This is a genomic window from Streptomyces cyaneochromogenes, from assembly GCF_003963535.1.
Taxonomy (GTDB): domain Bacteria; phylum Actinomycetota; class Actinomycetes; order Streptomycetales; family Streptomycetaceae; genus Streptomyces; species Streptomyces shaanxiensis.
Map to the genome: position 1 here is coordinate 5863593 of NZ_CP034539.1, position 13585 is coordinate 5877177.

The following is a 13585-nucleotide window of genomic DNA, read 5'->3' on the forward strand; positions in this document are numbered from 1 at the left end:
GCTCCTTGATCGGTGAGGGGGGCGTGTCTACTTCGCCGCGCCGGCCGTGAGCCCGGCGACGATACGGCGCTGGAAGACCAGCACCATGACCGTCGTCACCCGGGGCGTCTCGGACTGGTCGGTGGCACCGGTTCCCGAGTGGCAGGGGCGCCTGGTGACCGTGCGGGCCAGCCGCAGCGGGGACGCGGTGACGGTCCGCGCCCGCTGCGAGGACGACCCCTGGCGCTTGGTCCGGCTGGCCCCGCTGGCTGCGGACGCCGAGGCGACGGCCGGCCCCTTCTGCTGCTCGCCCGAGCGTGAGGGGCTGGAGGTGCGGTTCACGGGCTTCGGTCGGGGCGCGGCGGACTCGGCGCTGCTTCTGCCGACGGAGGGGTGACGGCTGCCGACCAGGGGCGCGACATCCGACGGGGGTGACGGTTACCCCTCCTGTCGTCGGACCCCGAGGACGTCGAGCATCGCCCGGGTGGCCGGGCTGGGGTTGAACCGGCTCCACGCCAGATACTCGACGCGCCGCGGACCGTCGACGACCGGCACCAGCGCCAGCCCGGGGTCGTCGGCGGCCAGCGGCCGGATGTACGCCGACGGCAGCAGCGCGACGCCGAGCCCACGCGCGACGAGCCGGGTGATGAGCTCGACGACGCCTGCCTCGTAGGCGACGTCGCGGACCAGACCCGCGGCGGCGAACGCCTGATCGGACTGGTCCCGGGCGGGTGTCCCGGCCACGAAGTCCACGAACGTCTCGTCGGCGATCTCCCGCAGTCCGACCCGTGCGGACCCCGCGAGCCGGTGCCCGGCCGGCACGACCAGCACATGCGCGTCGTGATCGAGGACGACGGTCTCCACACCGGAGGGCGGCTCTCCCTCGGGCAGACCGAGGAAGGCGATGTCCAGGTCACCGCCGCGGACCGCGGCGGCCATGTCGTCGCTGCGTCCGGAACGGAGGAAGACGCGGACGTCCGGATGCCGGGCGCGGTAGCGCTGCAGCAGTTCCGGTACGTCGACGGCGGCCGCGGTCACGATCACGCCGACGGCGAGCCGGCCCCGCACCACGCCGGTCGCGGCGGCGGCGTCGGCGACCGCGCCGTCGGCGGCGGCCAGGCACTCGCGCGCGCGGACGACGAACGCCGCTCCGGCGCTGGTCAGCTCTACGCGGCGGCTGGAGCGGGCGAACAACCTGACCCCGAGCTCCCGCTCCAGGCCGGCGATCCGGTGACTCAGCGACGACTGCACCACGTCGCAGCGCTCCGCGGCACGGGTGAAGTTGCGGGTTTCGGCGACGGCCACGACGTACCGCATCTGCTGGAGATCCACGGAGTCATCGTTCTGCTTCATGGCTGCGATGACAAGCATGCGTTGGATTCATGAAGCGTGCCGTCGAGACTGCCCGACATGCAGAAAACGCAGAGCCCGCAGAGCTCGCAGAGCTCGCAGAGCCCGCAGAGCCCGCAGAGCCCGCAGAGCCCGCAGAGCCCGCAGAGCCCGCAGACCTTGGCCGAACGGCCACCGGGGCCACCGGTGCGCGCCTCGCCCGCTCAGCAGGCGGCGGTCGTCGCACTGACCGCGCTCGCTCCGGCGTCCTGGGGCACCACTTACGCCGTGACCACGGAACTGCTCCCGCCCGGGCATCCGCTCTTCTCCGCGCTGATGCGCGCCCTGCCCGCCGGGCTGCTCGGGCTGGCGATCGCCCGTGTGCTCCCGCGTGGGGACTGGTGGTGGAAGGCAGCCGTCCTCGGCGTGCTCAACATCGGTGCCCTGTACCCCCTGTTGTTCGTGGCCGCCCAACGACTCCCCGGCGGCGTCGCCGCCACCCTCGGCGCCACCCAGCCACTGCTGGTCGCCGGGCTGGCCATCGCGGTGCTCCACGACCGGCCGACGCTCTGGCGATGGAGCTGGGGGGTGATCGGTGTGGTCGGGGTCGGGCTCGTCGTGCTAGGTCCGGCGGCCCGACTGGACGCCGTGGGCGTGTTCGCCGGCCTCGGCGGTACGGCCGCCATGGCGGCAGGAATCGTCCTCATGAAGCGCTGGGGGCGTCCCGCGGGGGCCGGCCCGCTGACCCTGGCCGGCTGGCAACTGACCGCCGGTGGCCTGCTGTTGCTCCCGCTCGCCCTCGCGATCGAGGGGCCGCCGCCGGGGATCGACGCCGGAGCGGCCGTCGGCTACCTGTGGCTCGGCAGCGTGGGAGGGCTGATCGCGCACACGCTGTGGTTCCGCGGGATCGGACGGCTGCCGGTCGGCGCGTCCGCACCGCTGGTGCTGCTGTCTCCGCTGGTCGCGGCCGTGGTCGGCATCGCGCTGGGGGAGTCGCTGAGTGTGCCGCAGAGCCTTGGGTTCGTCCTGGCGCTGGCCGCGTTGCTCGCGGCGCAGCTCAACGCCCCGAGCGTGGAACAGATTCGAGGAGGACGGCTTCGACGGGGAGGGCTTCGATGAGGACGGCATCAATGGAAACGGCATCAACGGGAACGGAACCAATGGGAACGGAACCAATGGGAGTGGCTCCGGGGTCGGCTTCGATGAGGACGTGCATGACCATCGCCGTGCTCGGGGCCACCGGAATGGTCGGCAGTCGGGTCACCGCCGAGGCCGGCGCACGCGGCCACCGGGTGCTCGCCCTGTCCCGGAAGCCCGGGAGCGCCAATCCGAACGTGACGCCGATCGCGGTCGACGCAGAGGACGCGCAGGCCCTGCGCGAGGCGCTCGGCACCGCGGACGCGGTCGTGGTGAGCGTGCGGACCGACCCGGTCGACGAGGAGTTCCTGGTCGGCACCACTCGCTCAGTGCTGGATGCCGCCGCACGACTCGGCATACGCGTCCTTGTGGTCGGCGGCGCCGGCGCACTGCGCAGCCCTGACAGCCAGGATCTGCTGGTCGCCGACAACCCCGCCTACGTGCCCTCGGAGTTGAAGCGGATAGCCGCAGCCGGGATCGCTCAGCTACGGAGCTGCCAGACCCGTGCCGAGGCGGACTGGGTCTACCTGAGCCCGCCGGCCCTGCTCGAACCCGGTGACCGCACCGGCCGCTACCGGCGCGGCACCGACACCCTGCTCACCGGACCGGACGGCCGATCGTGGATCAGCGCGGAGGACCTGGCCGTCGCCGTGGTCGACGAGATCGAGACCTCTGGCGCCGAGCGGCACATCACGGTCGTCCACTCGGTATGACAGTCGTTATAGAGCTGGGGTAGCCTGCGCTTGGTCTATAACGACTGTCATAGGAGGTGTCGTGACGATCATCACCGTGAACGCACCCAAGGGGCGACTGAGCCTGGAGCAGCGCCGTGAGCTGGCCGAGACGCTCACGGACGCCGTGCTCGTGCCCGAGGTCGGCCGGTTCGCGTCGGCCGCGCGGGTCGGATTGCAGGTGCACTTCGTCGAGCGCGAGCCCGACATGATGGCCATCGGTGGGCGGCTGCTGGTGGACGCCGGTCCGGAGCTCGACGTGATGGTGGTCGACGTGACGGTCATGGACGCCGCCTGGCAGCCGGAGGTCCGGGCCGAGGTCATCGAGCGGGTCCTGGCGGCGCTGGCGGCCGCGTGCGGGATGGACAGGCCGTCGCCGACCTGGTGGGTCACGTTCCGTGTGATCGACGAGGGCAGCTGGGGTTCGTCGGGTGGTGTGCTGTCCGTGCTGTCGCTGCTCGACAGCGGCGTGTTCACGGCGGAGCGGGTCAAGGCGGTGCGTGCCGCGCTGGGCGTGTGAGCGGCCGGGCCGTCGCTATGGTGGAGGTAAGCGGACAGTAGTCCGCTACTGGAGTGCCGTAGCGGAGGAGGGCCCATGGAGCCCGTGGGATCGAAGGGCGGCGCCCCCCAGCGCTCGGACGCGCAGCGCAACCGCGAGCGCATCCTGGAGGTCGCGCTGGCCGAGCTGTCGCGTTCCCCGGACGCCCCGCTGAGTGCGATCGCCAAGAAGGCCGGGGTCGGGCAGGGCACCCTCTACCGCAACTTCCCCGACCGCGAGGCGCTCGTCCTCGAGGTTCATCGCCATGAGGTGCGTCAACTCACCGACAGCGCGGCGGAGTTGGTGCGGACGCGGGAGCCCGAGCGTGCGCTGCGGGAGTGGATGGACGGCCTCGCCCGGTTCGCCATGGCCAAGTCCGGCCTGGCCGACGCCCTGCGTCAGGCCACGGCCGCGACGGGCGGCCCGGCGCGGCCGGGCTACTCGCTGGTGGTCGACGCGATCACGCTCCTCCTCGACGCCAACCACGAGGCCGGCACCATCCGCCCCGACGTGACCGCCGACGACTTCATCCTTGCCATCGCGGGCATCTGGCAGATCGACCTCGGCGGGGACTGGTGGTCGCGGGCGACGCGACTGCTGGACATCGTCATGGACGGCTTGCGTGCGGGAGCGCCCGGCCGCGGGTGAGGGCGAGCCTGCGCCCGGCCGGGGTCGCGGCGGCGCCTGCCCTTGCTAAGCGGACAGCTGTCCGTTACGTTCTCCCCGTAGCGGACAACTGTCCGTTTTCCTGTCTCGGAGGTCCTCGCCATGAAGCTGCTCGTCCTCGGCGCGACCGGCCCCACCGGCCGCCATCTCGTCGACCTGGCCCTGCGATCCGGCGACTCGGTCACGGCTCTGGTGCGCAACCCGGCGGGCCTGGGTGACCTGGCCGACCGGGTCACGCCGATCACCGCGGACGCCACATCCCCGCGCGACGTCTCCGCCGCCGCGGCCGGGCACGACGCGATCGTCTCGGCCCTCGGCCGGGGCAACTCGGTGCGCGCCGACGGCCTCTTCACCCGCGCCTCGGCGGCCGCGATCGGCGCGGCGCGGGAGGCGGGCGTATCCCGCCTGGTGTGGCTGTCGTCGTTCGGCGTCGGCCACACCTACGACTGGTCGAGCACCCCGCAGAAGCTGATCTACAGCACCCTGCTGCGGTCGCTCTATGCCGACAAGGCGATCGCCGACGAGAGCATCCGCTCCAGCGGCCTCGACTGGACGATCGTCCTCCCGACCAGACTGACCCACGGCCCGGCCAAGGGCACGTACCACGCGGACGACCGACTGCCGATGAAGGGCAACCCGTCGATCAGCCGGGCGGACGTGGCCGCCTTCATGCACGGGGCGGCGCACGGGGGCGAATGGAGCCGGCGTAGTGCGGTCATCTCCGACTGAGGTGACGGTCACCGGCCGACGTCGGGTTCAGCAACGGAGGAAGACCGGCCCGGCGCGATTCGCGCTCAGCTGACGTCCGGCAGACCGCCCGGCATCCGCCGCGCATCGGCCTGGCGCTGCGCGCACCGCGCGTTCTCCTGACGCAGCGCGTCCAGCCACCGCCACAGCCCGACTTCCTCCAGTGTCAGCCCCGGACACGCCAACCGATGCGGCACCCGGCACTCCGCTCCCGGTGCGGGCTCCTCGGGCCCGCTGTTCCATGCCGTGCCGTTCGAGTCGACGTACCACCTGTGCCACGCCGGCACCATGTGGGCGGGCGCCGTCAGGCCAGGCTCGAAGAGGGCATGCGCTCCGTAGTAGGTCGGGTGGCGCTCACCGATCAGTCCGCACTGCGGACATACGGGCGGAGCCGGTGGCTCGGGTGCGTCGGCGCCGTCCATGACGGCTTGGGCGCGGTCGGCGTTCGCCCACGGCTGTGGGGTGCCGGGCGGTGGCTGTCGCTGCTCGTCCGGGCCGGGTAACGGGATGACGCGCTGTACGTCGCCGTCCGGGTCGGGTAACGCGCCGGTACTCGTCTCAGGTGTTCCCCCCATGCTGTTGAGCGTCCGCGTGCGGCTTATGTGCGAGTAGGGCGCAATCCGGGCGCAATGGTGGAGGAACGCGGGGCAGACGGGCGCGCCGGACGCGGCCAGCCGGTTCCGCGGCTCGGTGTCGGGGCGGCTCAGCCGCCGGCACACCCCGCCCGAACCCCGAGAAACCCATGGTCGCATCCTGTGGTGGGATTCCAGGTCGCCTCGGTCCACTCGATGGTGCTGCGATCGCCCATGGGTCCCCTCCCGTAGCGGGTGGACACTGGTCATTAGCGCTTTCCCGCCCGGCGCTTCGACTGCGCTGCCTAACGAGCGACGTGCCGAACTGACACGTGATCACCCCCATCCTTCGCATCGAACGCATGTTCTGTGAAGGGGGTGTTGGAGTCGAGGTCGGTTCCGGCAGCTGTGCGGCTACCTGAGGGCGTCAACCAGCGCGTCACAAAGAGACTTCGCGTCGTCGAGGGCTTGGCGGCATGCGGCATCGGTGAGTACGAGACGCTGACCGATTCGAGTGGACGAACTGGGCACTCTGGTCAGGTACTTCTCATCCACGATGCCGTCGTTATGCGTGAAGACGTGCCGGGCGGCCCAGGTTTCGAGGAGGCGTTGCCACGACTGTGCGCCCAGGGTGATCCGCAGGTCGGAGAAGCCGGTGGCGACGATCAGGTCGGCCATGTGGTCGAGACGCTGGAAGATGGCCCCCTTGCCGTTCAGGAGGCTGTCGGCGTTCGGCGCGGCCGCGCGAAAGAGCGAGGAGGCCAGAGCCTCTACGACTCCGACCACGTTCTCGATGGTGTCGACCCAGTTGCGCGCGAACACCCCCTGCTCGCGGAGCAGGGACTTCGCGTCCGCGGGCAGGGCTTCCAGGGCGTCCAGGCGGGCGGTGTCGGCCTGGAGGGCGTCGAAAGCGACGGAGGCGGCGGGGAGTTGACCGCACACGGGGCAGTACCGATGTTCCCCGAAGACCGCGTAGTTGTTCTGGCAGTCCGCACAGGTGCGGACACGGACGAGTTGCTCCTCGTCGATCCCCGGCAGCGGGCGGGGGTAGAAGGGCTGCGACTTGTAGGAGAAGGAGATGCTGCTGCCGCGCGAGCCACGTGCCAGCCCACCGAACACCTTGTCCAACTCCTGGCTGACCATCTGCATGGCGAAGTCACCCGCGGCACGCATGATGCGGTCGCGCTGCTGCTCGGTCATGAACTCCGAGTGCTCTGCGTGGTGTCCGCAATAGACGCACCACAGGGTCAGGTCGTCGGGTAGCGCCTCGTACTGCTGGACGTCCATGCGGAAGACCAGCGAACACTCCGGGCACTGGCGGCCGAAGAAACCGTTGTCATCTGAAGGGATGCTGACCCGCATCTCGAAGGAGTCGCCCTGGCGGCCGACGAGTTCCGCACCATCGGCCATTCTGAATCTGCGGTTGTCGCCCATGAGTTGATTGTCTCCCTCGGCACTGACAGTGGCTTCTGCGTGCGTCGCTCATCAGCTGTGGCAGGTGATGCGTTCCTTGAACAGGTCGAAACCGCGTTGCATCATCGCCACGCTTCGGTCCGTGGCCCAGAACAGGACTTTGGGGGAGCTGGTCACCTGGGCGAGGTTCATCCGTCCCTGGGTGACCACCATGTTGCGCTCCAGGATGCTGAGCGTGCCGTAGATGTCGCCGTGTGCCAGGGAACTACAGCTGCTCCACACGATCTCGGCCTCCGCAGCACCCATAGGGGCCAGGGTTCCTGCTTCCCGCACGATCTCCGAGTAGGTCGTCGGTTTGAGGGCCTTCTTGGCGTCGGCCGGGTCCGTTCCCGCCTTGACGACAAGGTCCGTCAGCTGCTGCATCCGCACGTCTAGCGGTCGTCTGGGCTGCCGCTGGAGGAGCGAGTTCATGCGGTCCGAGTTCTTGTGCTCGCCAGCCTGCAGGCGCCGTCGCCGCTGCACGCGTACCAGGCGCTGCTTGGGGCCGAGCATCCATACCGCGCGGGCGCTGTTCTCGAAGGCGCCGCGCACGCGCCTACCAGAATCGTCAAGAGGCAGGCCGCGCGTGTGGTCAGTGCTGTGCCAGGGCGTCGAGCTCGTCGAGGAGTCCGCGGACGCGGCGTTCGATTTCATCGCGGATGGGGCGGACGTCGGCAGCGGTTTTGCCGGCGGGGTCGTCGAGGTTCCAGTCGAGGTACCGCTTACCGGGGAAGACCGGGCAAGTGTCGCCGCAGCCCCGTGTCGGACAGCCACGCTTTACCCATGAGATGAGCAGTCCACAGGACAAGGCATGCCCAGCTCCTGCAGCGGTGGACCTCGATGGCGTACGTGTTGGCGTTGGGAGCCGGGTCGCAGGCGGCGTGGTGGACTTGCCGGCGGGCAGACCCCGGGTAGGTCATGAGGCTCTCCCCGGAGTATCCGTGGATTCCGGGCGCCAGCTGTTCGCTTTCGAACTGTTCCCAAGCACGTCTGTTGACCGTTGCCTGGTCGACCTCCGACATGTCGACCCAGAGACTGCCCTCGCCATCAGCGACGGGTTTCTTGCATGCGTCACAGATGGCGAGAAGCTCGTGCGTCAAGGCGTTCCCGCCCAGCAGGTGCGCGGCTACTTCGAGGCGTCCTCGATGGCCTCGAAGATGTCGGCGTCGGTCTCCTTCTGCCAGTCGGGCAGGTCGGGCCAGTCGGCGACGTATCCGGGCTTGGGGTTCTCGAAGTGCTTGTACATCTGGGCGGTCCAGCAGGTGGCGACGAAGCGGCTCTTCTGCTCGCGGGTGAGGCGGGAGGCGTGGCGGTCGCTGAGGTCGAGGAACTGTCGCACCTGGTTGTACACGGCCCCGGCGGCCTGGCGCTCCCACTCGGGGGTTTCTTCCCAGGGGGTGATGTAGCCGGGCTTGGGTTCGCCGGGGAAGTGCTTTCGAACGCCGGTGATCCAAGCCTCGCGGAACACGCGTGCGCCCTCGATCTGCGACATGCCTTCCCCTCTCGTCACGTCGTGCACAGTGCGTCGATCTCGGCGCCCAGTTCGACCACGCGGGCGTCGCGGGCGAGGGAGCCAAGATCGGTTCGTAGCCCCTGGAGTTTACGGGCGACGTACCCGGAGGACGTCGCTCGGGCGAGCTGCAGGGCCTCGCGGCCGTAGGTGAGGACCTGGTCCGGGTCGTGGCGCTTGGCGCCGATGGACGCGAGGTCGGTGAGGACTGCGCCGCGGCGCCGGAAAGACTGCCCAGAGGCGAGTACGTCCTGGCTCAAAGCAGTGGTGAGGGCCTTCTCGGCGAGGTCGAGGCGGCCGAGTTGGAGGTAGCGGGCGCCGCGTTCCTCGGCGAGGCGGGAGCCGTCGAAGCGCAACCAGCCGCCGTTGTGAAACGGGCCGTTGAGGTCCGTGACCCTCTCCGCCTCGTCCAAGGCGCGCTCGCAGGCGGACAGGTTCCCGAGTCCGGCGTACGCCTCGGCCTGAACGGAGGCGACCCAGTGGCGGGTGGACAGGGAGCTGTCTCCTCGCCGCGCCACCCGCTCTGCAGCCGAGAGTGCGGTGGCGGCCTCGGCGTAACGCCGTTCGTACAGGTCGACGTATGCGTGCCGGACCAGGGCGCATGCCCAGAGGTCGTAGGACTTGGCTTCCTTGCTGGCGGAGGCGGCGAGTGTGTAGGACGCGGCTGCGTCGGTGTAGCGGTTGCCGTCGAAGGCCAGTTCTCCGGCGAGCTGGAAGAGGTCACCGGCCGCGCCGCACAGAGCCTGGGATTCAGCTGCCGGCTGGCCGTCGAGAGTGTCGTTGAGCGTGGTGAGCTGGTCGCGGACGATCGGGTACACGGAACCCTTGGCACGGGCGAGTTGGTACACCTGCCACAGGTGGCCGTTCATGCGCAGGAAGTCCTCCGACACCCCACGGCGGGTCCCGTCGGTGAGGGCGGCGCTCTCGTCGGCGGGCAGAGCCACGAGGGCGCTGGTGACGGCGATGGCGCGTAGAAACTGGCGTCGGATCATGTCGTCGAGGTCCCCTGAGCCGTGGTGGTCGCGAGGCGGCGACCCTGCCGGCGCTGGACGGGCTGCTTGTGGCTGTCCCATCAGGGCGTCGAGTTCGTCAAGGTCGAGGTGCAGCAGCTCGGCCAGCCGTGGCCGTAATGGCGGCTGGGGTGTGGTGGTCCGGGTCTCCCAGCGCCCGATCGTGCGCCGGTCGACGCCGAGGGCGTGCGCGAGCTCTTCCTGACTGTAGCCCAGCGCCCTGCGCCGCTCCGCAAGCCCCATGCCGCCCCCTTTCCACGTTCCCGTCCGTGTCTACCCTGGCGGCGCTGATCTGTCCCATGAGTGTCCCAGGACTGCCTCATGGATGCCGTGGTCCGCGCCAACCCGCTCCGGTTTTCTGGACGTTGTCAGCCACGACAACGGTGGACACCGGAGAAGGGGTGCGGGCATGGGAACACAGAGCGCCATGTCGTCCGAGGCGGCGCAGCTCCCGATCGTCTTGGAGGCGGTCGATGAGAGCGTGGCCACGGCGCTCGCAGTCGGGCTGGCGATGCCGGATCGCTCGGTGATCGAGGCGACGACCCGGGACCTGGTCGGTCACCTCAGAGCGCTGATGGCCGAGGACCTCGGCTTCGACGAGGACCCGGCCGTGCAGGCGCTGTTCCGGGAGGGTTACCGGGTCCTCGACCTGACGCGCCGGCCCACCGTGGAGTCCACCCACTTCGGCGCCTACCAGTACATGCGTGAAGTCGGCCTGCTGACCAGGCGCTTTGCCGATGTCTACCGCGAGGCGCAAGAACAGGACGAAGCCGATGCCTGACGAAGCCCCCACCGATCTGCCCATGCGCTGGCGCGGAGCGACATTGCCCGAGCAGGAACGGGCACGACGCCTCTTCATCAGTCCACCCGGCCTCCCGCCCTTCGTCCGGCAACCCGAGAAGAGCCACCGCGAACAGCGAAGAAACACATCACGGCCCAGGTCATGTACGTCGTCTCGGTCCTTGCGCTCGGCGGCTCGATCACGCTGGCGGTGTCGCGAGGATGATGAGACGGGGAAGCAACAGGCGCCGTGGTCCTTACGGCTGGCGGCAGTGGCTGTTGTCAGCCCTGATCATCGCCTCCACCTCGCCGGTCGCCTGGGCCTTCTGGTACTTCGACCGCTCCTAGCCCTCGACGGGCACTCACTGACTCCCGCTCTGGCCGCGCGAGCCCTCAGGAAGACCCGGTCCCCCACCGGGGCGGGCTCAGCAACTCCCCGGCGGCCGGAGCGGGATCCCACCACGGGGCAACCCGGTGTGCGCCCTGCCGCCGTGGCAGCAGTACCTCCGATAGGCCCCCGTCCCGGTCGCTGGATCTGCCTGCGGACGGGACGGGTCCTGGGCTTCGCAACTTGCGGGGCTCGTCCACTCACTCCGTAGGAGAGGAACGACCATGAACATCGACGAACTGTTCACCGGCGACCTGATCACCGGCGTCCCCAGCATGGACGCGGCGCTGCTCGACAAGATGCCCGGCGGCGGCGACAACAACGGCGACCACTGCAGCTGACCAGCCCGTGAACGCGGTGGAGCAGGGCCGAGCGCTCTGCTCCACCGCCCTGACTGAGGGGGAAGCAGGTGCTTTCGTTTCGTGTTCGGCTGGCTGACACCCGGAGCACAGCCTGGCGCTGGGACACAGATCGTTGGGTGAGCGGCGACAGCTGGATCAGACCCGCTCACGCGGCTGCCCTGGAAGCCGAGCTTGCGCCGGGCGATGGATCCGGCGTCCACGCACTGGTGAGGGAGGACACGGGCGGGGAGGTGGACTTCACATCGCTGCTCCTACGCCCGGACGAGGTTCAGGTTTCAGCGGGAGTGTTCGGCACCGCACCGCTCTACCTAGTAGCGGCCGGAGAAGACCTATACGGCTCATGGGACTTGGCCGACCTACGGCCGCACCTGCGACCCGACCGACTCAATCCCCGGACCGTGGCGCGCACCTTGACCCGCCGACACCGCTACAGCTCCGACACCCTCTTCGACGGCGTGTACCGGCTCACGGAACGCGCCACGGCCGTCTTCACGACCGCGGGACTCGCGATCCTCTACCCCGAGACCGCCCAGCACGTGCTGGAGCCCAGAAGGCTGCGGGCGGGTGTTGACCCGGTGGAGGCGTTCGATGCGCTGCTGACCGAGGCCGTGGCCGGGTGGCGTTCTACGGTGAGCTGCGTCGGCGTGGAGGTGTCTGGCGGGGCCGACTCGGGCAACGTGGCTCTCTCGACCGCCGCAGCCGGCTTCAGCTCGGTCCACACGTTCGGCTTGCTCATGGGCGGCCGGATCGGTCGGCTTCAGCGAGACCGACGTCGCATGCTGGTGGATCACCTGGGACTGCGGGACACCGCCGTCCCGGCCATGCAGCACCCGCCGTTCGTGCCCGGTGGAGTACGGGAGCGCGGATTGCCGCACGACCCGGCAGGAGCCTTCTACCAGGAGGCGTTCGACGTCTTGCGCGGGCACGTGGCCGCCCACGGTTGCGAGGTGGTCTTCACGGGCGGTGGCGGGGATGAGGTCAATGCCTGCCACTCCCGTACGGGCGTCGATCTCCCCGCGGCAGAGCCCATCCCTTGGCTCGGGGACAAGGCCATCGAGGCCCTGGCCCAGGTGGACGAGAACCTCGCCCCCATCCCCGTGCTCCCGGTGCCCACGCTCGTGGCCTTCGGCCTGCACAACCCGGCCTACCTGAGACTCGGAATCTGGCCCGTCGCCCCGCTCGCCCACCCCCGAATCGTCCGCTTCATGGAGCAACTGCCACACGAGCACAAGGGGGGCAAGGCGATGTTCCGCGACCGCCTGCGGCGTGCCGGACTGCCCGAGTCCGTCGCGGCCCCGACCGAACCGGAGAACTTCCTCGCGGTCATGGAGTCGGGCCTGCGCAGTTACGGCCTTCCCCTCCTGGACGACATGTTCCGCGAGTCACTGCTGGTCGACCTCGGCTACGTTGATCCCGTCGCCCTGGCCCGAGCCCGGGAGCACGCCGAGCGAGCCCCCGTGGTGCCTGACCTGCTGTGCGACACACTCGCCCTGGAAGTCGGACTCCGGAGCCTTGCATGAGCAGCCTGGACATCGTGGAGGCAGAACGCCTCGAAGCGTCGAACCTCTTCTACCGGGACCCCACGCTGTACGACCACGTGCAGGCCGACAGCTACAGCGCGAGCCTCTGCCGGGAACTCATCGACCGGCACTACCCCGAAGCCCGCACACTGCTGGACTTCGGCTGCGGCACCGGCAGGGACCTGGAACTGCTCGCCCAGCGCTTCGACTGCATCGGCGTCGATCTCCAGCCCGGCCTGGTCGACTACGCACGCCGCACGCGCCCCGAACTCGACATCCGAGTCGGGGACATGCGCACCGTCCGACTCGACCGCACTGCCGACGTCCTGGTGTGCTTGGGCAACTCGCTCGCGTACGTGCACGACAACGCTGACGTCCGGGCAGCGTTCCAGACCTTCGCCGCACACGCGCACCCGGGCACCCTGTTCGTCCTGTGCTCCCCGGTAGCCCCGATCGAGTCTCCGAGCCCTCAACATGCCCGCGTAGAGACCTCCCTCGGGGCCGCCACGGTGACCATCAGCTACCAGTGGGACCTGCGGACACAGATCAACACCATGCGTCGGCAGTGGGTGTTCGACTCGGGCGAGGAGTGCCACGATGCCATCCGGCGGCGTGTTCTCGGTCCTCGCGAACTGGAGCTGCACGCGCTCCTCGCCGGTTTCGAGGTCTTTGAGATTGTCAACGAAACCGGCGCACTGCCTGTCCTGGGTCCAGGCGCCTATACGGTGGCTCGCTATCAGGGGTGAGGTTCCGGCCAATGAGCGGTGTGCACCGTGAAGTCGCAGGTCGCGGGTCTGGTGTGAACGACGAGTGGGGTACTCGCGCCGGTCGGCGGCCGATGGCCATGGCGTAGATCATCGGGCA

The 13585-nt window shown here is 69.7% G+C and carries 15 protein-coding genes and 2 pseudogenes; 10 read left to right on the plus strand and 7 right to left on the minus strand.

What is annotated here, in order from left to right; translation table 11 throughout:
- Window positions 1-91 precede the first annotated feature (91 nt).
- Window positions 92-376 (plus strand): annotated as a pseudogene (locus EJ357_RS26700) (DUF1349 domain-containing protein); the annotation flags it as partial.
- Window positions 377-417: 41 nt separating this feature from the next.
- Here EJ357_RS26700 and EJ357_RS26705 read toward each other — a convergent pair.
- Entirely contained in the window at window positions 418-1311 is an 894-nt protein-coding gene (locus EJ357_RS26705) for a LysR family transcriptional regulator (RefSeq protein WP_126400077.1), read from the minus strand.
- Window positions 1312-1389: 78 nt separating this feature from the next.
- Here EJ357_RS26705 and EJ357_RS26710 point away from each other — a divergent pair, with 78 nt between their 5' ends.
- The 5 genes from EJ357_RS26710 (at window position 1390) to EJ357_RS26730 (ending at window position 5109) form a co-directional block, all read left to right on the plus strand.
- The gene (locus EJ357_RS26710; protein ID WP_126394108.1) at window positions 1390-2427 is read left to right on the plus strand and encodes an EamA family transporter; all 1038 of its coding nucleotides are present in this window, start codon (window positions 1390-1392) and stop codon (window positions 2425-2427) included.
- A 95-nt stretch (window positions 2428-2522) separates the two neighbouring features.
- A complete protein-coding gene (locus EJ357_RS26715) occupies window positions 2523-3158 on the plus strand; it encodes an NAD(P)-dependent oxidoreductase (protein ID WP_126394109.1) in 636 nt (211 codons plus the stop codon).
- A 61-nt stretch (window positions 3159-3219) separates the two neighbouring features.
- Window positions 3220-3696 (plus strand): tautomerase family protein, encoded by a 477-nt coding sequence (locus tag EJ357_RS26720; protein ID WP_126394110.1) that lies wholly within the window; start codon window positions 3220-3222, stop codon window positions 3694-3696.
- 75 nt (window positions 3697-3771) lie between these two features.
- Window positions 3772-4362 carry a TetR/AcrR family transcriptional regulator gene (locus EJ357_RS26725; protein ID WP_126394111.1) on the plus strand — a complete coding sequence of 197 codons (591 nt, stop codon included), beginning with the start codon at window positions 3772-3774 and terminating at the stop codon, window positions 4360-4362.
- 120 nt (window positions 4363-4482) lie between these two features.
- Window positions 4483-5109 (plus strand): NAD(P)-dependent oxidoreductase, encoded by a 627-nt coding sequence (locus EJ357_RS26730; protein WP_126394112.1) that lies wholly within the window; start codon window positions 4483-4485, stop codon window positions 5107-5109.
- 65 nt (window positions 5110-5174) lie between these two features.
- Here the strand turns inward: EJ357_RS26730 and EJ357_RS26735 are convergent, their stop codons facing one another.
- From EJ357_RS26735 to EJ357_RS26760, 6 genes and pseudogenes are all read right to left on the minus strand, one after another.
- Window positions 5175-5702 carry a DUF6083 domain-containing protein gene (locus tag EJ357_RS26735; protein WP_228472612.1) on the minus strand — a complete coding sequence of 176 codons (528 nt, stop codon included), beginning with the start codon at window positions 5700-5702 and terminating at the stop codon, window positions 5175-5177.
- 411 nt (window positions 5703-6113) lie between these two features.
- The gene (locus EJ357_RS26740) at window positions 6114-7133 is read right to left on the minus strand and encodes a hypothetical protein (RefSeq protein ID WP_126394113.1); all 1020 of its coding nucleotides are present in this window, start codon (window positions 7131-7133) and stop codon (window positions 6114-6116) included.
- Window positions 7134-7184: 51 nt separating this feature from the next.
- Window positions 7185-7703 carry a hypothetical protein gene (locus tag EJ357_RS26745; protein ID WP_126394114.1) on the minus strand — a complete coding sequence of 173 codons (519 nt, stop codon included), beginning with the start codon at window positions 7701-7703 and terminating at the stop codon, window positions 7185-7187.
- Window positions 7704-7743: 40 nt separating this feature from the next.
- Window positions 7744-7914, minus strand: a pseudogene (locus EJ357_RS49540) (arsenate reductase ArsC); the annotation flags it as partial.
- A gap of 363 nt (window positions 7915-8277) precedes the next feature.
- Window positions 8278-8643, minus strand: coding sequence for a hypothetical protein (locus EJ357_RS26755; RefSeq protein WP_126394115.1), 366 nt, complete (start codon window positions 8641-8643; stop codon window positions 8278-8280).
- Between the two features lie 14 nt (window positions 8644-8657).
- Window positions 8658-9914, minus strand: a complete 1257-nt coding sequence (locus tag EJ357_RS26760; protein ID WP_126394116.1) for a helix-turn-helix transcriptional regulator — start codon at window positions 9912-9914, stop codon at window positions 8658-8660.
- A gap of 184 nt (window positions 9915-10098) precedes the next feature.
- On the opposite strand from EJ357_RS26760, the gene EJ357_RS26765 reads away from it, so the two are divergent.
- From EJ357_RS26765 to EJ357_RS26775, 4 genes are all read left to right on the plus strand, one after another.
- Window positions 10099-10452: a hypothetical protein gene (locus EJ357_RS26765; RefSeq protein WP_126394117.1), complete on the plus strand. Its 354-nt coding sequence runs from the start codon at window positions 10099-10101 to the stop codon at window positions 10450-10452.
- A 221-nt stretch (window positions 10453-10673) separates the two neighbouring features.
- The gene (locus EJ357_RS50280) at window positions 10674-10799 is read left to right on the plus strand and encodes a hypothetical protein (protein ID WP_267132809.1); all 126 of its coding nucleotides are present in this window, start codon (window positions 10674-10676) and stop codon (window positions 10797-10799) included.
- Between the two features lie 800 nt (window positions 10800-11599).
- Window positions 11600-12721, plus strand: a complete 1122-nt coding sequence (locus EJ357_RS26770; RefSeq protein WP_228472613.1) for an asparagine synthase-related protein — start codon at window positions 11600-11602, stop codon at window positions 12719-12721.
- A complete protein-coding gene (locus tag EJ357_RS26775; RefSeq protein WP_126394119.1) occupies window positions 12718-13467 on the plus strand; it encodes a class I SAM-dependent methyltransferase in 750 nt (249 codons plus the stop codon). Before EJ357_RS26770 ends, EJ357_RS26775 begins: the two co-directional genes overlap by 4 nt.
- The last annotated feature ends 118 nt before the right edge of the window (window positions 13468-13585 follow it).

Bases quoted from the DNA above. Each gene is read 5' to 3' on its own strand.
- EJ357_RS26730 (WP_126394112.1), top strand. From the start codon at position 4,483: ATGAAGCTGCTCGTCCTCGGCGCGACCGGCCCCACCGGCCGCCATCTC.
- EJ357_RS26735 (WP_228472612.1), bottom strand. From the start codon at position 5,702: ATGGGGGGAACACCTGAGACGAGTACCGGCGCGTTACCCGACCCGGAC.
- EJ357_RS26765 (WP_126394117.1), top strand. From the start codon at position 10,099: ATGTCGTCCGAGGCGGCGCAGCTCCCGATCGTCTTGGAGGCGGTCGAT.
- EJ357_RS26775 (WP_126394119.1), top strand. From the start codon at position 12,718: ATGAGCAGCCTGGACATCGTGGAGGCAGAACGCCTCGAAGCGTCGAAC.
- EJ357_RS26755 (WP_126394115.1), bottom strand. From the start codon at position 8,643: ATGTCGCAGATCGAGGGCGCACGCGTGTTCCGCGAGGCTTGGATCACC.
- EJ357_RS26740 (WP_126394113.1), bottom strand. From the start codon at position 7,133: ATGGGCGACAACCGCAGATTCAGAATGGCCGATGGTGCGGAACTCGTC.
- EJ357_RS26760 (WP_126394116.1), bottom strand. From the start codon at position 9,914: ATGGGGCTTGCGGAGCGGCGCAGGGCGCTGGGCTACAGTCAGGAAGAG.
- EJ357_RS26715 (WP_126394109.1), top strand. From the start codon at position 2,523: ATGACCATCGCCGTGCTCGGGGCCACCGGAATGGTCGGCAGTCGGGTC.
- EJ357_RS50280 (WP_267132809.1), top strand. From the start codon at position 10,674: ATGATGAGACGGGGAAGCAACAGGCGCCGTGGTCCTTACGGCTGGCGG.
- EJ357_RS26725 (WP_126394111.1), top strand. From the start codon at position 3,772: ATGGAGCCCGTGGGATCGAAGGGCGGCGCCCCCCAGCGCTCGGACGCG.
- EJ357_RS26710 (WP_126394108.1), top strand. From the start codon at position 1,390: ATGCAGAAAACGCAGAGCCCGCAGAGCTCGCAGAGCTCGCAGAGCCCG.